The organism is Marinobacterium rhizophilum (genome assembly GCF_024397915.1).
Lineage (GTDB): Bacteria > Pseudomonadota > Gammaproteobacteria > Pseudomonadales > Balneatricaceae > Marinobacterium_A > Marinobacterium_A rhizophilum_A.
In genome coordinates this window covers 1,944,668-1,962,853 of sequence record NZ_CP073347.1, presented here as the reverse complement: position 1 = coordinate 1,962,853, position 18,186 = coordinate 1,944,668, and the positions used below count along the sequence as shown (strand labels likewise).

The following is an 18,186-nucleotide window of genomic DNA, read 5'->3' as shown; positions in this document are numbered from 1 at the left end:
AAGGGGGAAGTGTCTCTGCTCCGGTTGAAAGTGTAATCAAGCGGTTTGGGGCAAATTTTTCTGTCACGCGGCGGCGCTGTTGCCGTGTTCCGGGTGCGTCGCCAGGAAGTGCTGCAGCACCTTGCGCAAAACTTCGGCATGGGCTGTATTGCCGCACCGTTCGGCGCGCTTAATATCATCAAGAATGATGCTTTTGATACGCTGGTCGCCGTGGTGGGATGTCAGGTACTGCCCCAGGGCCATCGCGATCATGGGGTCCATGTGTTCATGTTCCGCAATCGCCTGGATTTCATCCTCCGTCAAATCACACATTGCCAAGCATTCTTCGTACGTCAACATACAGTGATATCTCCATCGGTTTATCGCGTTTATCGTCTTTTGTTTCACCTTCCGTGAGAGCACTCCTGAGTGTAGAAGAGCCTGAGTGTGTCGGCTACGCCTCTTGGCGTATTTATATTCACGCATTAAAACCGCCTTTTTATTGCGGCTCATGCTGCAGTTGCAAAGTATTGCTGCGCCTTGTTTCGCTGTGCCGCCTATTGCCGGCATTGGCAGTCTGTTGCGGCTGCAAAGGCTGTTTCTATTGTCGGCTTGGCGCGACAGCGATGCCTTCACTCTTTGCGAAAGGGCAGCCAGCGGCTGAGTTCATTGATCTGCTCGCGCATGGCGCTGCATTCCTGTTCCATGGCCTTGTTGATGGCCTGGGCGAAGCCCGGGTGCCTGATCCAGTGCCCGGACCAGGTATCGATGGGCTGGAAACCACGCTGTATCTTGTGCTCGCCCTGGGCGCCAGGGTCAAAGCGTTCGAGGCCCTGCTCGATACAGTATTCGATGCCCTGATAGTAGCAGGTCTCGAAATGAAGGCTGTCGTAGTCATCCCGGCAGCCCCAGTAGCGGCCGTAGAGTGTTGAGCTGCTTTTGAGCGAGAGAGCGGCAGCCACCGGCTGGCCGTCTTTTTCGGCAATTACCAGCAGCAGCTGTTCCGGCATGTTCTGGTGCAGTAGCTTGAAGAACTCGGGCGTCAGGTAGCCGCTGCGCCCGCGCTTGAGATAGGTGTTCTGGTAAAAGGCGTAGAAGGTGTCGAGCAGCGCGGGGCTGATATCGCTTCCTTCGATACGGCGCAGGCTGATCTGCTGTTCGGCGACCTTTTGACGCTCGCGGCGGATGTTCTTGCGCTTGCGCGAGGCGAACTTTTCCATAAAGTGGTCGAAGCTGTGAAAACCTTCATTAAACCAGTGGTATTGCGTACCCAGGCGCAGGGTCAAGTTGGATGCTTCCAGGCTCTGGCGCAGGTCCGGTTCGACAAAGAGGCCATGCCAGGATGAGGCATTGAAGCGCTGTGCCAGCTGTCTGATGGCATCCAGAAAGGCGGGCATCACGTCTGCTGCGGGTGCCTGGCTGCCGATGCGCGGGCCGGTGGCGGGGGTGAACGGGATAGCAGTGACCAGCTTAGGGTAATACTCCAGCCCGTGACGCTGGTAGGCATCCGCCCAGGCCCAGTCGAACACGTATTCGCCATAGGAGTGGGTTTTAAGGTACAGCGGCATAACCGCAATGACGTCTCCTTGCTGCTCGGCCACGATATGTAGCGGCTGCCAGCCGGTTTGCGGGCTGACGCTGGCGCTCTGTTCCAGGGCGTGCAGAAATTCGTAGCGCAGAAAGGGATAGTCGGACCCGCAAAGCCGGCTCCAGGTGGCCTGGCCTATGGTGCTGATGTCGGTGTGAATCTTGAGCTCAAGCATTTTTACCTATACTTCCGTGGATGCCCGGGTGCAGAATATCGGGCTTTGGCGTGGCGAACAGGAGCCCCAAGATGGATGAACTGGAACTCGAATTCGAACTCCACCCGCAGCTGGCACAGGACTGTATCCTGTTGGGAGAATTTCCGCTGTGCCGATTGCTGCTGATCAACGATGCCAACTACCCCTGGTTTGTACTGGTGCCGCGCAGGGCTGGCGTCAGTGAAATTTACCACCTGTCTTCTGATGATCAGGTGCAGTTGATGCGTGAATCCTGTTTTCTGGCGGAAAACCTGGCCGATACCTTTGCGGCGCGCAAGATGAACGTAGCGTCGCTTGGCAATATGGTGCCACAGCTGCATTTGCATCACATCGTGCGTTTTGAAAAAGACCCGGCCTGGCCTGGGCCGGTATGGGGCAAGTTGCCGGCACGCAGTTACACCGATGAACAGGTAGGCGATATCCGTACCAAGCTGCAGAGCCTGATGTCCGGTGAGCTGAGTTTCGTGCCGCAGCCGGTTTGATCGGTTCGCCGGATGATTCCTGCATCCACTTTTTTTTTGGGGGGGGGGGGGCTTCACCGCCGGCAATCGCCGTGACCGTTGAGCCCCCGGAGCCCGATGTCCGCTGAGCCGAGTTTCGTGCTTTAACTGGCTTGACCGGCTCGCCGGATGGCCCATGCATCCACTTTGGATGCTTCACCGTCGCGACCGTTTCATCCAGCGGCTGTTGTCCAGTGAGCTGGGTTTTGTACTGGCTTGGCCCGATAGCACGGCCGGATGCAAACGTCTTTTGGTGGCGCCTGCGTGGGCAAAATTAGCCTGCGCGGGTCTGTAAGCGCCTTCCAAATCAGGTATAATTCGCCGCTTTGTGACGCCTGTTGTAATGCAAGGGCGGTGGCTTTGTGCCCTTTAAGCCGTTTTATCGCAGAGCGCCAGTCTTCGCGCCTGGCGGCAGTGCGTGCGCCGCGCTGTTCGCAGTTTCACGGGTTTGCGGGCGAGACCGGCCCGTTCGGGTTAGCTTTCGAGGCTGTCTGGCAGGCAGTCCAAGGCCGGTTCAGGCAGAACACTACAAGGTTTCGGGGGCGCGTCCCCTTATGGTTAATCGACAGGAATTGGAAACTATGCGCAGCCATTATTGCGGCGAGCTGAGAGAAGAACATATCGGCGAAGATGTGACGCTGATGGGTTGGGTCCACCGCCGCCGTGACCACGGCGGGGTTATTTTCCTCGACGTGCGTGACCGTGAAGGTATTTCCCAGGTCGTGTTCGATCCGGATCGTGAAGAGAGTTTTGCGCTTGCGGACAGCGTTCGCAGCGAGTTCGTTATCGAGCTGCGCGGTACCGTGCGTGCGCGTCCGGATGGCACCGTCAACAAGGATATGGCCACCGGCGGCATCGAGGTGCTGGGCAAGGAACTGGTGATACTGAACAAGGCGGAAACGCCGCCGTTCCAGCTGGACGAGCACCAGCAGGTGGGCGAAGACGTGCGTCTGCGCCACCGTTATATCGACCTGCGTCGCCCTGAGATTCAGAACAAGCTGCGCTTTCGCTCCAGGGTCACCAGCGCGCTGCGTACTTACCTGGACGGCCGCGGTTTCCTGGATATCGAAACCCCGATTCTGACCCGCGCCACACCGGAAGGTGCCCGTGACTACCTGGTGCCGAGTCGCACCCACGAAGGCTCCTTCTTCGCGCTGCCGCAGTCGCCTCAGCTGTTCAAGCAGCTGCTGATGGTGTCCGGCTTTGATCGTTACTACCAGATCGCCAAATGCTTCCGTGATGAAGACCTGCGCGCCGACCGTCAGCCTGAATTCACCCAGGTGGACATCGAAACCTCGTTCATGAACGAGGAGGAAATCATGGGTATGGCCGAGGAAATGATCCGCGGCGTTTTCCAGAACCTGATGAACGTGGATCTGGGCGAATTCCCCCGCATGCCCTACGCCGAGGCCATGCGCCGTTTCGGTTCGGACAAGCCGGACCTGCGTATTTCCATGGAGCTGGTCGATGTGGCCGACCTGATGGAAACCGTGGACTTCAAGGTCTTCGCCGGCCCTGCCAAGGATCCCAAGGGCCGCGTTGCGGCACTGAAGGTGCCGGGCGGCGCAGTGCTTACCCGCAAACAGATTGATGACTACACCAAGTTTGTCAGCATCTACGGTGCCCGCGGCCTGGCCTGGATCAAGGTCAATGCGCTGGAAGACGGCGTTGAAGGTCTGCAGTCGCCGATCGTCAAGTTCCTCGGCGAAGACGTCTCCCTGCAGATCATGCAGCGACTGGGTGCCCAGAACGGCGATATCGTTTTCTTCGGTGCTGACAGTGCCAAGATTGTCAGCGAAGCCATAGGCGCGCTGCGCATCAAGGTGGCGGAAGACCTTAACCTTATCGAGCGCGAGTGGGCGCCGCTGTGGGTGGTGGATTTCCCGATGTTCGAGGAAACCGGCAACGGTGGTCTGACCGCGCTGCATCACCCGTTCACGGCGCCGAGCTGCAGCCCCGACGAGCTGACGTCCAACCCCGAAACAGCCCTGTCCCGTGCCTATGACATGGTGCTCAACGGTACGGAGCTCGGTGGTGGTTCTATCCGTATCCACGATCAGAACATGCAGAAAGCGGTGTTCAAGATTTTGGGTATCGAGGATGACGAAGCCCAGGAAAAATTCGGCTTCCTGCTCAACGCCCTGAAATACGGTGCGCCGCCCCACGGTGGCCTGGCCTTTGGCCTGGATCGACTGGTGATGCTGATGACCGGCTCCGACTCGATCCGTGAAGTCATTGCCTTCCCGAAAACCCAGAGCGCATCCTGCATGCTGACGGATGCGCCGGGCGAGGTGAGCGCGGCCCAGTTGCACGAGCTGAACATTCGTCTGCGTAAAACCCCCTGATAAAAAAGCAGTGACGGGGCCGGAGCAGCGGCCCCGTAGAGTGAGGTATACCGATGGCAGGTCATTCGAAATTCGCCAATATCAAGCACCGCAAGGCGGCCCAGGACGCGAAGCGTGGCAAGATTTTCACCAAGCTGATTCGCGAGCTGACCGTGGCGTCCAAGGAAGGCGGTCCCAATCCGGACGATAACCCGCGTCTGCGTGCGGCAATCGACAAGGCGCTGGGTGCCAACATGAAGCGCGATACCATCGAGAAGGCGGTTGCGCGCGGTGCCGGTGGCATGGATGGTGAAAACTACGACGAGCTGACCTACGAAGGTTACGGTATTAACGGCGTGGCGATTCTGGTCGAGTGCATGACCGATAACGTCAACCGTACCGTGTCCCAGGTACGTGCTGCCTTCAACAAGTTTGGCGGCAATCTGGGGACCAATGGCTCGGTGTCCTACCTGTTCGAGAAGAAAGGTCAGGTCAGCTTTGGTGAAGGTGCCGATGAAGATGCCATCATGGAAGCGGCGCTGGAAGTGGGTGCCGAAGACGTGGTGGGTAACGACGACGGGTCGGTGGATGTGTTCACCGCGCCGGCGGACTTCATGACCGTCAAGCAGGGGCTGGCTGACGCCGGTTTCGAGTCTGATTTTGCCGAAGTGGCGATGATTCCGGCCACCACGGTGGAGCTGGATGTCGAGACCGCCCGCAAGGTCATGAAGCTGATCGATGCGCTGGATGACCTGGATGACTCGCAGAATGTATTCCACAATGCCGACATCCCCGATGAGGCCATGGAAGACGACTGAGTCATGCGGTTTCACGCCTGACCCGCCGCGACATGGGGCCGGAGTCCGGATCGCAGGTTTTGCCAATGGCGTATGCACTGGTGAGCTTGCGAAGCCCGGGCTCCGGCTTTTTAATTTGCGCAGTATCGTGCCTGAGTCGGTATCATGACCCGGGTTCATTTAGGGATATACGGATCTGTATGCTGATTCTTGGAATAGACCCCGGCTCGCGTATCACCGGTTATGGCGTGATTAGCCATGTGGATGGCCGCAACGAGTACGTGGCCAGCGGTTGCATTCGCATCAAGGGTGACGAATTGCCCGAGCGCCTGCAGCAGGTCTACGCCGGTGTCAGCGAGATCGTGGAGACCTATTGCCCGCAGGAAATGGCGATCGAGCAGGTCTTTATGGCACGCAATCCGGATTCGGCACTGAAGCTCGGCCAGGCGCGGGGTGTGGCCATCGTTGCCTGCAGTAACCGCGACCTTCCTGTCTATGAGTACGCCGCCCGCAAGGTCAAGCAGGCGGTGGTGGGCAATGGCGGGGCCGATAAAACGCAGGTACAGCACATGGTGTCCTATCTGCTGAAGCTGCCCGGCCTGCCCCAGGCCGATGCCGCCGATGCCCTGGCCATTGCAATCTGTCATGCCCATACCCGCAGCGCCATGGTGCGCACGATGGGGGTCTGTGCCAATCGAAACGGACGCTGGCGCCAATGACCTACCTTGAGTTTGTCTATGCGGCGGACCTGGCCGGTGTGGCCGTATTTGCCACCACCGGGGCGCTCGCCGCCCAGGGCAAGCGGCTGGATATTCTGGGTGTGGTGGTACTGGGAATTGTCACGGCGCTGGGGGGCGGTACCTTGCGGGATATTACCCTCAATGCCCACCCGGTCCTCTGGATTGGTGACACCCTCTATCTGTGGGTGGCCATTCTGAGTGCGGTGCTGGCTTTTGTGCTGTCCCGCTATATCCAGTATCCACGACGAATGCTGCTGTTCCTGGATGCACTGGGCCTGTCACTGTTTGCCATTCTTGGGGCGCAGAAGGCGGTGGCGCTGGGCATGCCGGATGTCGTGGTGGTCATGATGGCCGTGATCACCGGCGTGGCCGGCGGCATGATTCGCGATATTCTGACCGGCCAGGTGCCACTGATACTGCAATGGAACGGTGAAATGTACGCCAGCTGCGCGCTGGTGGGGGCGCTGGTGTATGTGGTGTTCAGTCATGTCATGACCGAGCCCACGCGCTGGCTGGAGCTGAGCGCCATGACCATCGTGTTCGTGTTCCGCATGGCCTCCATCGTGGCGGGCCTGAGATTGCCCGAGTTCATAGTCGCGGGGCACAAGCTGGAATCACCCGAAGAAGCCCGTAACCTGGAGAGAAAAGAGCCGTGATAGGACGTCTGAGAGGGGAGTTGCTGGAAAAGCACCCGCCGCAGTTGCTGGTTGAGGTGGGTGGCGTCGGTTATGAGCTCGAGGCTTCGATGAACACCTTTTACCGTTTGCCTGAACGCGGCAAGCAGGTGGTGCTCTATACCCACTTCGTGGTGCGCGAAGATGCGCAGCTGCTGTACGGCTTCGCGGACCGGGGCGAGCGCAGCCTGTTTCGGGCCCTGATCAAGGTGAACGGCGTGGGACCCAAGCTGGCATTGACCATTCTGTCCGGTATAGATGCGGATGGTTTCGTACGTGCCGTGCACCAGGGCGATACGGCGTCGCTGGTACGCCTGCCGGGTATTGGCAAGAAAACCGCCGAGCGGCTTATTGTCGAGATGAAAGACAAGCTCAAGGAGCTGCAGCAGTCCGGGCCGGCCGAGTTCCAGTTATCGAGTCCGGGTGATGACCTGGTTCCCGCCGGACCGGACGCTGTCGGCGAGGCGGAAAGTGCACTGGTGGCGCTGGGTTACAAGCCGGCCGAGGCGACGAAGGCGGTGAGTCAGGCGGCCAGGCAACTGGACGCAAATGCACCTTGCGAAGCGCTGATTCGCCAGGCGCTGAAATCAATGATCGGGGGTTAGGGCATGGTTGAGGCTGTGACGTTGGTGGCTGGGGGTGTTCGGGGATGATCGAGGCAGACCGTTTTATTACCCCGCAGTCCAGCCCGTCCGAGGATGTGCTGGACCGTGCGGTGCGCCCCAAAACGCTGGCGGACTACGAGGGGCAGCCCCGGGTACGCGAGCAGATGGAGATCTTTATCGAGGCGGCGCGCAAGCGTGGCGAGTCCCTGGATCACACGCTGATTTTTGGCCCGCCCGGGCTTGGCAAGACGACGCTTGCCAATATTATTGCCAATGAAATGGGTGGTGCCATCAAGACCACTTCCGGTCCGGTGCTGGAGAAGGCCGGTGATGTGGCGGCCATGCTGACCAGTCTTGAGCCCGGCGATATCCTGTTTATCGATGAAATCCACCGCCTGAGTCCGAATGTCGAGGAAATCCTCTATCCGGCCATGGAGGACTACCAGCTGGATATCATGATCGGGGAGGGGCCGGCGGCGCGCTCCATCAAGATCGAGCTGCCGCCCTTCACGCTGGTGGGGGCCACCACCCGGGCAGGGCTGCTGACCTCGCCGCTGCGGGACCGTTTTGGTATTGTGCAGCGGCTCGAGTTTTACGGTGTTGAGGATCTCGCGCATATTGTCGAACGCTCTGCGCGCCTGTCCGGCGGCAGCATTGCGGCCGATGGGGCGCTGGAAGTGGCGCGCAGGGCGCGGGGTACACCACGCATTGCCAATCGCCTGTTGCGACGGGCGCGGGATTACGCCGAGGTCAAGGGCAATGGCGAGATCGACAAGCGCACGGCGGATCTGGCGCTGAACATGCTGAGTGTCGACGAGCGCGGGTTCGATCACATGGATCGGCGCCTGCTGCTGGCAATGATCGAGAAGTTCGGCGGCGGGCCTGTGGGGGTTGATAACCTGGCGGCGGCCATCTCCGAGGAGCGCGACACCATAGAGGACGTGCTGGAGCCCTACCTAATCCAGCAGGGCTATATCATGCGCACCCCGCGAGGGCGTATTGTCACCGACCACGCCTATCTGCACTTTGGCCTGGAAGCGCCGGAGCGCTCCCTGTAAGCGGACCAAGCAGGGTTCTATCGTGCGTACGCCCTCATTTTCGCAAAGGGTCATGCATCCCGGCGCGCAGGTCAGGAGGCGAGATTGGCAGGGCGGAAGCATCTGTAACTCCAAAGGTCTGCGGAAGCTGAATAGGGGAGATTGGCGTTGCCGCTGTGCACTGTTTTGGGGCCTGCCCGGTGCCTGGGAATCTTTTTGCGCGGGCGCTGATAATGCTGCTTGAATAAATTTTGGCGCCTGTTATTGTGGGCGCAGAATTCGCTCGACTGCCTAAAGGATCAGGTCCCTGGTCCCTGCCCATCGCGAAAACGTTTTGTCTGTTCATCCGGCTCTTCACCTCTGCTGCGCGCGCCTGTTAAGGTGATGCGGTTGTGTGCGTGGGGCGGGGAGTCGAGCAGCGGTTTTGTTCATTCTGCAGCAAGCTTGTGGCCGCTATGATGCGGCGCTCGAGAGTGAACCAATTCCGCTGGGCGTTATCATACAGCGTTCGCAGTGGCGTCTGTGTTAGGGTCGACTGTGGCGACGCGCAAGAGGTGTCGGCGCCGCGAGCAAGCGACATCTATTGTGGCCAGTCGTGCGCCGGTGGCGCGCGGTGGTTCGAACTTTCAACCGAGTAAGCCGGCACTTCTGGTCTGGCGCGTGAGAGGAGTTTGTTGTGGTCGAGGAAATGTCGATCTGGAGTCTGGTGCTCAACGCAAGCCTGGTTGTACAGCTGGTGATGCTGATTTTGCTATTGGCATCCTTCCTGTCATGGATCATGATTTTTCAGCGGCGGCGCGTGTTCAATGATGCAAGCAAGGGGCTGGCCGTTTTTGAAGAGCGCTTCTGGTCGGGCGTAGACCTGGGGCACCTGTTTCGCGAAGTCAATCAGTCGCCGGATCCGGGTAATGGTGCGGAGAATATTTTTCGATCGGGCATCAAGGAATTCACCCGCCTGACGCAGCAGCGCAACTATGATCCCGATGCCGTGATGGAGGGCATTCAGCGCAGCATGCGTGTGGCGCTGGCCCGTGAAGAGGAAAAGCTGGATCAGCACCTGCCGTTCCTGGCCACCGTCGGTTCCACCAGTCCCTATATCGGCCTGTTCGGTACCGTCTGGGGCATCATGAACTCCTTCCGTGGCCTGGCCAATATGCACCAGGCGACACTGGCATCGGTCGCCCCCGGTATTTCCGAAGCGCTGGTGGCGACGGCCATTGGCCTGTTTGCGGCCATTCCGGCGGTTATCGCCTACAACCGCTTTTCGGCCAAGTCCGAAGGGCTGCTGAACCGTTATGAAACCTTTGCCGATGAGTTTTCCAGTATTCTGCACCGTCGTATTCACTCAGCGGATTGACCGGGAGTCTGGTGAATGATTAGACGACAGAAGCGCAAGCGCAAGCTCAATGCCGAGATCAACGTCGTACCCTATATCGATGTGATGATGGTGCTGCTGGTGATTTTCATGGTCACCGCCCCCATGCTGACCCAGGGTGTGGATGTACAGTTGCCCAAGGCCTCTGCCGACCCGGTGGACAGCAAGGACAGCGAACCGCTGATCGTGACGGTGGATGAACAGGGGCAGTACTACATCAATATTGGCAGTGCCGAGCAATCTGCGGTCACGGCCGAAGATGTGGGTGAGCGTGTGCAGAAAGTGCTGGCTGCGAACCCTGAAAAAATGCTGCTGGTCAAAGGCGACAAGCGGGTGGAATATGACAAGGTGATTGGCCTGATGGCGTTGTTGCAGCAGGCCGGCGCACCGAGTGTCGGGCTGGTAACCGAGTAGGTGTTGACGGTGGACAAGCGCAGTTATCTGGTACCGACCCTGCTTGCTCTGGGCGTGCATCTGGCCGTGCTGTTGCTGCTCGCCGGTCACTGGTTTGACCATGCGGACCCGCGCGAGCTGAAGCCGCGCCATATTCAGGCGCAGATGGTCGACCTGGGGGCGATGAGTCAGGCACTGGAAAAGCAGACCGAGCAGGCACGGCGGATTGAGGCACAGCGCAAAAAGGATGAGCAGCGCAAGCAGAATGAGCTTGAGCAGGTGCAGGAAAAGCAGCGTCAGCAGGAGCTGGCGGCACAGGAAAAGGTTCTGCAAGAGCAGCAGTTGCAAGCGCAGAAGGTTAAAGAGCTGACAGCTCAGGAAGACCTCGCCAAAGAAAAGGCGCAGCAGCAAGCCAGGGAACAGAAAGCCCAGGAGGTTGCTGCAAAGGAAAAGGCCGCGAAAGAAAAGGCGGCACAGGAAACCAGGGCGAAGCAGGCAGCAGAGGCTAAACTCAAGGCCCAGGAGCAGGCCGAACTCGCTGCCCAGAAGAAAAAGCAGGCTGAAGATCAGGCCAAACTTGCGGCTGAGAAGAAAAAACAGGCCGACGCCAAGGCTGCGGCACAGAAGAAAGAGGCAGAGGCCAGGGCCGCCGCCGAGAAGAAAAAACAGGCAGAGGTTGCTGCCAGGGCCAAGGCGGATGCCGAAGCCAGGCGCAAGCAGGAAGAGCAGCAACGCAAAGAGGCTGAAAAGGCGCGTGAGCTCGCCCAGCTTGAGAAAGAGCTGGCCCAGGAGCAGCGCATCGCGGCGGATCGGGCGTCGCAGCAGCTGATGGTGTCGATGACGGACTACATCAACGGCGAGTTGAGCCGAAACTGGCGCGTTTCGAGCGCGTTTCGTAATGGCATGGAGGCGGTGGTGGAAATACGCCTGTTCCCCTCCGGTGAAGTCGACAGCGCGAACCTGGTACTGAGCAGTGGTGACTCGGGCTTTGATAATTCCGCGGTGCAGGCGGTGTTCAAGGTTGATCGCTTTGCGCGGGTGGCAGAAGTGGATCCGCTGACATTTGAGCGCAATTTCAGAAAATTCAGAGTCAAGTTCCGACCGGAGGGATTGAGGTGGTAACAGCGATGAAGCTAAGACTACTGGCGTGCTGCGTACTGATGCTGCTGGCGTTTGGTGTGCGCGCCGAGCTGATGATCGAAGTGACCCAGGGTGTGGACGCGCCGACGCCGATCGCCGTCGTGCCTTTTGGCTGGAACGGCGGTACGCCCCTGCCGGAAGATATTGCTGAAATCGTCTCGACCGACCTGCATCGCAGCGGTTTCTTTGGCGCCATGAAGCGCAGTGACATGCTCAGTTTCCCGCAGCAGCAGGCTCAGGTGTTTTTCCGTGACTGGCGTGTTTCCGGGCAGAACTACCTGTTGATCGGCCGCGTGGCCTCGGTCGGCGGTGAACAGCTGCAGGTGACCTACGAGCTGTACGACGTGCTCAAGGAAACCCGGGTGTTCGGCGAACAGATCAGTGGCTCTACCCGCAACATGCGCGACATGGCGCACTATATTGCCGATGCCGTGTTTGAAAAGCTCACAGGCCTGCGCGGTGCCTTTTCTACCCGTATCGCCTATGTAACCGCCCAGAACCAGGGGGGTGGGCGCCACCGCTACAGCCTGCAGCTGGCGGATGCCGATGGTGCCCGTGCGCGTACTATCCTGGAGTCTCGCGAGCCGATTATGTCGCCGTCCTGGTCCAAGGATGGCAGCAAGCTGGCCTACGTGTCCTTTGAAAGTTCGCGCCCGGGGATTTACGTGCAGCACCTGGCGAGTGGCAAGCGCGAAAAAATTCAGTCATTCGCCGGTTTGAACGGTGCGCCGGCCTGGGCGCCGGATGGTCAGCGCCTGGCGCTGACGCTGTCCAAGGATGGCAATCCGGAGATTTATACCCTGGACCTGGCCCGCCGCCAGTTGACGCGGGTGACGCACCACTATGGCATCGATACCGAGCCGACCTGGGCGCCCGATGGCCAGTCGATACTGTTTACCTCGGACCGGGGAGGGCAGCCGCAGATTTACCGTGTGTACCTGTCGGATCGGCGTATCGAGCGTGTTACCTTCGAGGGCAACTACAATAGCAGCGGCAAGCTGACGCAGGATGGCCGATTCCTGGCCATGGTGCACCGCAGTGCCGGTGCCGGTGCGGCCTTCAATATCGCAGTACAGGATCTTAAAACAGGGCGTCTGGATATCTTGACCCAGACGTCGCTGGACGAATCGCCGACCATCGCACCGAACGGCAGCATTGTGCTGTACGCGACCCAGCAGGGTAACAACGGTGTGCTGGCAGCAGTTTCTCTCGATGGCCGGGTGCGCTTTCGCATGCCCTCGTCATCGGGTGATGTTAGGGAGCCGGCCTGGTCCCCCTACTTGCAATAGGACCGGGCTAACATTACTTTACTCTACACGTTAGCGACCATGGTGGTCGCTTCAAGGAGCAATAGAAAGATGCGTGCGTTGAATGTTACCAAGGTTGCTGCTCTGGCCCTTACCTTCGCTTGGGTTGCAGGTTGCAGCTCCACCAGTACGCAGACTGACAGCGCCGACATGGGCGGCAGCATGGGTTCTGACAGCGGTGCCATGACTTCCGGCTCGGCCGGCATGGGCGGCCTGTCCGGCTCTGAACTGCCGGCTGAAGTGGCTAACCTGCAAACCGTGTTCTACTTCGACTTCGACCAGTCTACGGTGCGTGGTGAGTCTTTCGCTGATCTGGAAGCACACGCGCGCTACCTGGCGTCCAACCCGCAGGCCGCTGTGCGCCTGGAAGGCCATGCCGACGAGCGCGGCACCCGTGAATACAACATCGCCCTGGGCGAGCGTCGCGGCAATGCCGTTGCGCGTTTCCTGATGGTGAATGGCGCCAATGCAGGTCAGGTTGAAGTGATCAGCTACGGCGAAGAGAAGCCTGCGGTGATGGGTCATGGCTCGGATTCCTGGGCGCAGAACCGTCGCGTTGAGCTGAAATACGCTGGCCGCTAAGTGCCCATGACTGTATTCAGACTCAAGTTTCTGGGATTGCTGCTGGCGTTATCGCCAGCAGCGGTTCTTGCCGCGGATCCCGTGCCGGTGATTGAAATCGTGCCGGGCCCCGGGCAGAGCCAATCCAGTGGTCGTGCCGGTCAGGCCTTCGCCACGCAGGAGGCTCAGCTCATGATGATGCTGCAGCAGCTGCAGGATGAAGTGCGCAGCCTGCGTGGCCAGGTGGAGTCACAGCAATACGAGCTTGATCGCATGCAAAAGGATCAGCTCGAGCGTTACCGGGATCTGGATCGCCGCCTGGGTGCGCTGATTACCGGTGCGGCTGCAGCGCCTGTGGTTCCTGAACTCAATTCTGATACGGCGTTGCCGGGTGCAGGCGCTCTGGCGCCCGAAGCGCCCGGGGCTGTCGCTGCCGCATCTGCGCCGGCGTCTGCCAATGACGATCAGGCCTATCAGGCTGCTTTTGCCCTGGTTCGCGAGCGCAAGTTCGATGAGGCCGCCAGTGCCTTCGAGCGTTTCGTGCAGGATTACCCAGCCAGTACCCGGTTGGCGAATGCACATTACTGGCTCGGCGAGATCTACCTGGCCCAGCAAAAACTGGAGCTGTCCCAGGGCGCCTTCGTCCGGGTGGTGGAAGATTTTCCCGGCAGTACCAAGCTGCCCGATGCCTTGTACAAACTCGGTGTGCTGAATCATCAGCGCGGTAATGCGGCCGAGTCTGCACGTTATTTCGAGCGGGTGATACACGACTTCCCGCAAAGCTCTGCTGCGCGACTGGCGCAAAATTTTAAACGCTAGGCCCTGGTTGCCTGGTTGCCTGGTGTTCAGCTTGAGCCCGGTAACGCCGGGCTTAATTATTTGTATACTGTTCACATTTTTTAAAAGCGGAAACTGTTTTGATGACTCAACCTTCCCCCAAAGCCGTGGTGCTGTTGTCCGGTGGACTTGATTCGGCCACGGTGCTGGCGATGGCGCTCGATCAGGGTTACGACTGTCATGTGCTGAGCTTTGACTACGGGCAGCGTTCCCAGACCGAACTGAACGCCGCCCGTGCTGTTGTCAGTGCCCTGGGTGTAAGTGCAGACAAGCACAAGGTGGTGCGACTGCACCTGGAGGATTTCGGGGGCTCCGCATTGACGGATCTTTCCATCGATGTTCCGGAGGAAGAGGTCGAGGGCGAAATTCCGGTGACCTATGTACCGGCCCGCAACACGGTGTTTCTCTCCCTGGCGCTGGGCTGGGCCGAGGTGCTGGATGCCAGGGCGCTGTTTATCGGTGTGAATGCAGTCGATTATTCCGGTTATCCAGATTGCCGGCCGGAGTTCGTTGCTGCCTTTGAAACCATGGCCAACCTTGCCACCAAGGCCGGTGTCAGCGGTCAGCCGTTCCGTATCCATACACCCTTGATGAGCCTGACCAAGTCGGACATCATCGTTGAAGGGTTGCGCCTGGGTCTGGACTACGGTCTGACCGTATCCTGCTACCAGGCGGATGAGCAGGGCAGGGCCTGTGGTGTTTGCGATAGCTGTCGCCTGCGGGCCCGGGGCTTTGAAGATGCCGGTGTCGAGGATCCGACGCACTATCAGGCATAAAATTACCCGAAGGGGTTGCATCGAGGCTGAAAATCTTTAGAATGCGCAGCCCATCGGGTCGTTAGCTCAGTTGGTAGAGCAGTTGGCTTTTAACCAATTGGTCATAGGTTCGAATCCTATACGACCCACCAAATTTGAAAAAAGAGGGAGCACCGGGTGCTCCCTCTTTTTTATGTCTTTTTTATGCCGCTTCAACGCCGGTGCCAGCGTTTTCCGCCCTATGGGTACTGTTGGCCGGTTTTTTTGCCTGAGTCTGTGTGTCAGGGGTTGTAGCTGCGCAGCCGTGGCACCATGAATACCCTATAGGGTCAAAACAGTGACGGCGACCGCTGGCGCAGAACTGTGGTATGATCTTGCGCCTCGAAATTCACATCGGGTTTGTTGCCCCATTTTTGACAGACTGACATGACGCCTATGTTGAGCAAACAGGATATCTCCGAGCGCATTCTGGTGCAGGAGCACTTAGCCAAAGAGCATCTGCCGGACGATATGAGCCGTGAGGATGTTGAACGCTATAAAGCGCGTATCAAGGCATTGCTGAAAGAAAAAGATGCCTGTCTGGTGGCGCACTACTACACCGATCCCATCATTCAGGAGTTGGCGGAAGAAACCGGCGGCTGCGTTGCCGATTCGCTGGAAATGGCACGTTTTGGCAGCGTTCGGCCTGAAAAGACCCTGCTGGTTGCCGGTGTGCGTTTCATGGGCGAAACCGCCAAGATCCTGAGCCCGGAAAAGCGCATTCTCATGCCGACGCTGGAGGCGACCTGTTCGCTGGACATCGGTTGCCCGGCTCCGGAGTTCACCGCCTTCTGTGATGCCCATCCCGACTACGAGGTTGTGGTCTATGCCAACACCTCTGCGGCCGTAAAGGCGCGGGCCGACTGGGTTGTAACCTCCAGCATAGCGCTGGACGTGGTCGAGCACCTGGCGGATGAGGGCAAGAAAATTATCTGGGCGCCGGACAAGCACCTGGGAGCCTATGTACAGAAGGAGACCGGTATCGACATGCTGATGTGGGATGGTGCCTGCATCGTGCATGAGGAGTTCAAGGCCAAGGGGTTGCTGGATCTGAAGCAGGTCTACCCGGACGCTGCCATCCTGGTGCACCCGGAATCGCCGGCTTCGGTGATCGAACTGGCAGATGCGGTAGGTTCCACCTCCCAGCTGATCAAGGCGGCGGCCGAGCTGCCCAACCGCGAGCTGATAGTGGCGACCGATCGCGGCATCTTCTACAAGATGCAGCAGGCGGCACCGGACAAGGTGTTCATCGAGGCTCCCACCGGAGGCAGTGGCGCGACCTGTCGCAGCTGTGCACACTGTCCCTGGATGGCGCTCAACGGCCTGGAGAATATCGTGACGGCGCTGGAAGAGGGGCGTGATGAAGTGCTGGTGGATGCAGCGCTGATAGATGAAGCGCGCAAGCCGCTGCAGCGCATGCTGGATTTCTCGGCGGCGCTCAAAGGCTGAGGACACCTCTGCATTTTGGCTATCAATGCCCCCTGGTGGGCGGCATTGCATGACCCCGGCGCTCGCCGGGGTTTTCGTTTTTAGTGCTTAAAACTCCATTTTCAGATCTTCACGCAACTGTTCGGCGTCCTGCTTGTAGGTTTCCAGCCGTGCGCGGTCTGACTCCGACAGGTTTTTTTCCTTGAGGGCGAAATCGACCTGGCGCAGGGCGCTGTCGACGTCTGCGGTGCGCAGGAAATATTCAATGCGGGCTTCGTGGACGCGTAAAATCTGCCCGTTCAGCCCGTAGCTTTCGGCCAGGTTGAAGCGGCTGTCGATATCATTGGGGTGATGGATGAGCAGGGATTCGTACAGGCGGGCGGCGCGAGCGGGCTCTTCCATGTCCTGCAGCAGGCGTGCGTAGGTTTTCTGCACCGGCAGGTTATTGGGGTAGAGCTGGTTCAGTTCGGCAAGAATCTGCTCTGCGTCCGTATTGCGCCCGGCGGCGTGCAGAATTTCGGCCCGGCTGATGCGTACGTAGAGCTGCCGCTTCCAGTCATTGTTGAGTTTATCCAGTGCCTGCAGTGCCCGGGTGTAATCGCCCGCGGCGCTGGCTGCCATGGCGACGCCGTAGTGGTCACGGCTGGTGCCGGACTGCTGTGCTGCGGCCTCGAAGGCTTCGAGGACGACGCCGGGTCTGCTGGCGTAGTGCACCTGCAGGCGGGCGCGGGCAATATCAAATTCTGGACTTGACTGTTTGGCGTTGGGCGTCGGCAGTTGCGCGGCCCGGTTCAGGGCGTCGGCAATGCGAGACTGGGTGACCGGGTGAGTCAGCAGGAATTCGGGTGGCCGGTCGCCGTAAAAGCGCATCGAACGCTGCATGCGCTCGAACATGCGCGGCATGGCGTCGGGATCTATCCCGGATGACGCCAGGGTGGCCATGCCCAGGCGATCGGCTTCCTGTTCGTTCTGGCGGCTGAACGAGAGCCGTGCCAGCTCGCCGGCCCCCAGTGTTGAAGTCAGGGCGGCGGCACCCGCCTGGGGGTCCGCAGCGGCAACCAGGATGCTGCCAAGCACGGCGGCCATCATGAAGGGGCGGTTGCGGCGTTCTTGTTCCAGTTGCTGGGCGAAATGGCGCTGGCTGAGGTGGGCCAGCTCGTGGGCCAGTACCGAGGCCAGCTCGTCCTCGGCTTCGGCGGACAGCAGCAAGCCGCCGTGTACCCCGATGACGCCGCCTGGCACGGCAAAGGCGTTGAGTGTCGGGTTGTCGACGGTAATGAGATCCAGCTGTGGTTGCGACAGTGCGCTGTTGCCTGCCAGTCGCCACAGCAGGTCTTCCAGGTAGCCGTAGACGATGGGGTCCTCAAGCAGTTTGGCGCGCCCGCGCAGCATGCGGCTCCAGGTGTCGCCCAGGCGAGCTTCCTGCTGCAGTGAAACAATGGATGAGCTGGTGTCGCCAATGGTGGGTAGGCTCTGAGCCGCCTGGCTTGTCGCTGTTGCCGACAGCAGAAACCCCAGCAGCAGGGGGGGCAGGATTTTGGACGCTAGCATGGGTTTCCTTATCATCGGTCGCTGAGGATTATCGTACAGTGCTTTATGCTAATATCCAGCTTCCAAAACGACCCGGCAAGAGGGGCAATCATGGTGAGCGGTGAATTCGATCAGGTACTTGATGCCAGTGGGCTGAACTGCCCGCTGCCGTTGCTCAAGGCCAAGCAGGCATTGAACCGATTGCAAAGTGGTGCGGTGCTCAAGGTCATTGCGACTGATGCGGGATCGGTGCGGGACTTCAAGGCATACACCGATCAGTGTGACCATGAGCTTTTGCAATCGTTCACCGAGGACGAACGCTTCATCTATATTATCCGTCGCTCCTAGGCAGCAGGGATTCGC

The 18,186-nt window shown here is 59.4% G+C and carries 19 protein-coding genes and 1 tRNA gene; 17 read left to right on the top strand and 3 right to left on the bottom strand.

The window, feature by feature from the left end:
• Positions 1–63 precede the first annotated feature (63 nt).
• Together KDW95_RS08790 and KDW95_RS08785 are read right to left on the bottom strand one after the other, a co-directional pair.
• The gene (locus KDW95_RS08790; RefSeq protein WP_370646682.1) at positions 64–312 is read right to left on the bottom strand and encodes a hypothetical protein; all 249 of its coding nucleotides are present in this window, start codon (positions 310–312) and stop codon (positions 64–66) included.
• A 299-nt stretch (positions 313–611) separates the two neighbouring features.
• Positions 612–1,742 (bottom strand): GNAT family N-acetyltransferase, encoded by a 1,131-nt coding sequence (locus KDW95_RS08785; protein WP_255855902.1) that lies wholly within the window; start codon positions 1,740–1,742, stop codon positions 612–614.
• A gap of 71 nt (positions 1,743–1,813) precedes the next feature.
• Between KDW95_RS08785 and KDW95_RS08780 the strand changes: the two genes are divergently transcribed.
• The 16 genes from KDW95_RS08780 (at position 1,814) to nadA (ending at position 16,314) form a co-directional block, all read left to right on the top strand.
• A complete protein-coding gene (locus tag KDW95_RS08780; RefSeq protein ID WP_255855901.1) occupies positions 1,814–2,263 on the top strand; it encodes an HIT domain-containing protein in 450 nt (149 codons plus the stop codon).
• A gap of 599 nt (positions 2,264–2,862) precedes the next feature.
• The gene (gene aspS / locus KDW95_RS08775; RefSeq protein ID WP_255855900.1) at positions 2,863–4,626 is read left to right on the top strand and encodes an aspartate--tRNA ligase; all 1,764 of its coding nucleotides are present in this window, start codon (positions 2,863–2,865) and stop codon (positions 4,624–4,626) included.
• Between the two features lie 53 nt (positions 4,627–4,679).
• Positions 4,680–5,423: a YebC/PmpR family DNA-binding transcriptional regulator gene (locus KDW95_RS08770; protein ID WP_255855899.1), complete on the top strand. Its 744-nt coding sequence runs from the start codon at positions 4,680–4,682 to the stop codon at positions 5,421–5,423.
• A 179-nt stretch (positions 5,424–5,602) separates the two neighbouring features.
• Positions 5,603–6,121, top strand: coding sequence for a crossover junction endodeoxyribonuclease RuvC (gene ruvC / locus KDW95_RS08765; protein WP_255855898.1), 519 nt, complete (start codon positions 5,603–5,605; stop codon positions 6,119–6,121).
• Complete coding sequence (locus KDW95_RS08760) at positions 6,118–6,798, top strand: trimeric intracellular cation channel family protein (protein ID WP_255855897.1); 681 nt, start codon at positions 6,118–6,120, stop codon at positions 6,796–6,798. Before ruvC ends, KDW95_RS08760 begins: the two co-directional genes overlap by 4 nt.
• Positions 6,795–7,421, top strand: a complete 627-nt coding sequence (ruvA, locus tag KDW95_RS08755; protein ID WP_255855896.1) for a Holliday junction branch migration protein RuvA — start codon at positions 6,795–6,797, stop codon at positions 7,419–7,421. The genes KDW95_RS08760 and ruvA overlap by 4 nt, the downstream gene beginning before the upstream one ends.
• A 44-nt stretch (positions 7,422–7,465) precedes the next feature.
• Entirely contained in the window at positions 7,466–8,479 is a 1,014-nt protein-coding gene (ruvB, locus tag KDW95_RS08750) for a Holliday junction branch migration DNA helicase RuvB (protein ID WP_255855895.1), read from the top strand.
• Between the two features lie 655 nt (positions 8,480–9,134).
• Positions 9,135–9,815, top strand: a complete 681-nt coding sequence (gene tolQ / locus KDW95_RS08745; RefSeq protein ID WP_255855894.1) for a protein TolQ — start codon at positions 9,135–9,137, stop codon at positions 9,813–9,815.
• A gap of 15 nt (positions 9,816–9,830) precedes the next feature.
• A complete protein-coding gene (gene tolR, locus KDW95_RS08740; RefSeq protein WP_255855893.1) occupies positions 9,831–10,247 on the top strand; it encodes a protein TolR in 417 nt (138 codons plus the stop codon).
• Between the two features lie 9 nt (positions 10,248–10,256).
• On the top strand, positions 10,257–11,348 hold the full coding sequence (gene tolA, locus KDW95_RS08735; protein ID WP_255855892.1) for a cell envelope integrity protein TolA: 1,092 nt from the start codon (positions 10,257–10,259) through the stop codon (positions 11,346–11,348).
• Between the two features lie 5 nt (positions 11,349–11,353).
• Positions 11,354–12,655, top strand: a complete 1,302-nt coding sequence (gene tolB / locus KDW95_RS08730) for a Tol-Pal system beta propeller repeat protein TolB (RefSeq protein ID WP_255855891.1) — start codon at positions 11,354–11,356, stop codon at positions 12,653–12,655.
• A gap of 69 nt (positions 12,656–12,724) precedes the next feature.
• Positions 12,725–13,255: a peptidoglycan-associated lipoprotein Pal gene (pal, locus tag KDW95_RS08725; protein WP_255855890.1), complete on the top strand. Its 531-nt coding sequence runs from the start codon at positions 12,725–12,727 to the stop codon at positions 13,253–13,255.
• A 6-nt stretch (positions 13,256–13,261) separates the two neighbouring features.
• Positions 13,262–14,053, top strand: coding sequence for a tol-pal system protein YbgF (ybgF, locus tag KDW95_RS08720; RefSeq protein ID WP_255855889.1), 792 nt, complete (start codon positions 13,262–13,264; stop codon positions 14,051–14,053).
• Between the two features lie 101 nt (positions 14,054–14,154).
• Positions 14,155–14,847 (top strand): 7-cyano-7-deazaguanine synthase QueC, encoded by a 693-nt coding sequence (queC, locus tag KDW95_RS08715; RefSeq protein WP_255855888.1) that lies wholly within the window; start codon positions 14,155–14,157, stop codon positions 14,845–14,847.
• A 55-nt stretch (positions 14,848–14,902) separates the two neighbouring features.
• Positions 14,903–14,978 (top strand) — tRNA-Lys (locus KDW95_RS08710).
• Between the two features lie 283 nt (positions 14,979–15,261).
• Positions 15,262–16,314 carry a quinolinate synthase NadA gene (gene nadA / locus KDW95_RS08705; protein WP_255856487.1) on the top strand — a complete coding sequence of 351 codons (1,053 nt, stop codon included), beginning with the start codon at positions 15,262–15,264 and terminating at the stop codon, positions 16,312–16,314.
• An 87-nt stretch (positions 16,315–16,401) separates the two neighbouring features.
• Here the strand turns inward: nadA and KDW95_RS08700 are convergent, their stop codons facing one another.
• Positions 16,402–17,844 (bottom strand): M48 family metalloprotease, encoded by a 1,443-nt coding sequence (locus KDW95_RS08700; RefSeq protein WP_255855887.1) that lies wholly within the window; start codon positions 17,842–17,844, stop codon positions 16,402–16,404.
• 90 nt (positions 17,845–17,934) lie between these two features.
• Here KDW95_RS08700 and KDW95_RS08695 point away from each other — a divergent pair, with 90 nt between their 5' ends.
• Positions 17,935–18,171: a sulfurtransferase TusA family protein gene (locus KDW95_RS08695; RefSeq protein WP_255855886.1), complete on the top strand. Its 237-nt coding sequence runs from the start codon at positions 17,935–17,937 to the stop codon at positions 18,169–18,171.
• The last annotated feature ends 15 nt before the right edge of the window (positions 18,172–18,186 follow it).

Bases quoted from the DNA above. Each gene is read 5' to 3' on its own strand.
- ruvB (WP_255855895.1), top strand. From the start codon at position 7,466: ATGATCGAGGCAGACCGTTTTATTACCCCGCAGTCCAGCCCGTCCGAG.
- pal (WP_255855890.1), top strand. From the start codon at position 12,725: ATGCGTGCGTTGAATGTTACCAAGGTTGCTGCTCTGGCCCTTACCTTC.
- ybgF (WP_255855889.1), top strand. From the start codon at position 13,262: ATGACTGTATTCAGACTCAAGTTTCTGGGATTGCTGCTGGCGTTATCG.
- tolB (WP_255855891.1), top strand. From the start codon at position 11,354: ATGAAGCTAAGACTACTGGCGTGCTGCGTACTGATGCTGCTGGCGTTT.
- aspS (WP_255855900.1), top strand. From the start codon at position 2,863: ATGCGCAGCCATTATTGCGGCGAGCTGAGAGAAGAACATATCGGCGAA.
- ruvC (WP_255855898.1), top strand. From the start codon at position 5,603: ATGCTGATTCTTGGAATAGACCCCGGCTCGCGTATCACCGGTTATGGC.
- queC (WP_255855888.1), top strand. From the start codon at position 14,155: ATGACTCAACCTTCCCCCAAAGCCGTGGTGCTGTTGTCCGGTGGACTT.
- KDW95_RS08760 (WP_255855897.1), top strand. From the start codon at position 6,118: ATGACCTACCTTGAGTTTGTCTATGCGGCGGACCTGGCCGGTGTGGCC.
- KDW95_RS08700 (WP_255855887.1), bottom strand. From the start codon at position 17,844: ATGCTAGCGTCCAAAATCCTGCCCCCCCTGCTGCTGGGGTTTCTGCTG.
- KDW95_RS08770 (WP_255855899.1), top strand. From the start codon at position 4,680: ATGGCAGGTCATTCGAAATTCGCCAATATCAAGCACCGCAAGGCGGCC.
- KDW95_RS08790 (WP_370646682.1), bottom strand. From the start codon at position 312: ATGTGTGATTTGACGGAGGATGAAATCCAGGCGATTGCGGAACATGAA.
- KDW95_RS08780 (WP_255855901.1), top strand. From the start codon at position 1,814: ATGGATGAACTGGAACTCGAATTCGAACTCCACCCGCAGCTGGCACAG.
- KDW95_RS08785 (WP_255855902.1), bottom strand. From the start codon at position 1,742: ATGCTTGAGCTCAAGATTCACACCGACATCAGCACCATAGGCCAGGCC.
- nadA (WP_255856487.1), top strand. From the start codon at position 15,262: ATGTTGAGCAAACAGGATATCTCCGAGCGCATTCTGGTGCAGGAGCAC.
- tolR (WP_255855893.1), top strand. From the start codon at position 9,831: ATGATTAGACGACAGAAGCGCAAGCGCAAGCTCAATGCCGAGATCAAC.
- KDW95_RS08695 (WP_255855886.1), top strand. From the start codon at position 17,935: ATGGTGAGCGGTGAATTCGATCAGGTACTTGATGCCAGTGGGCTGAAC.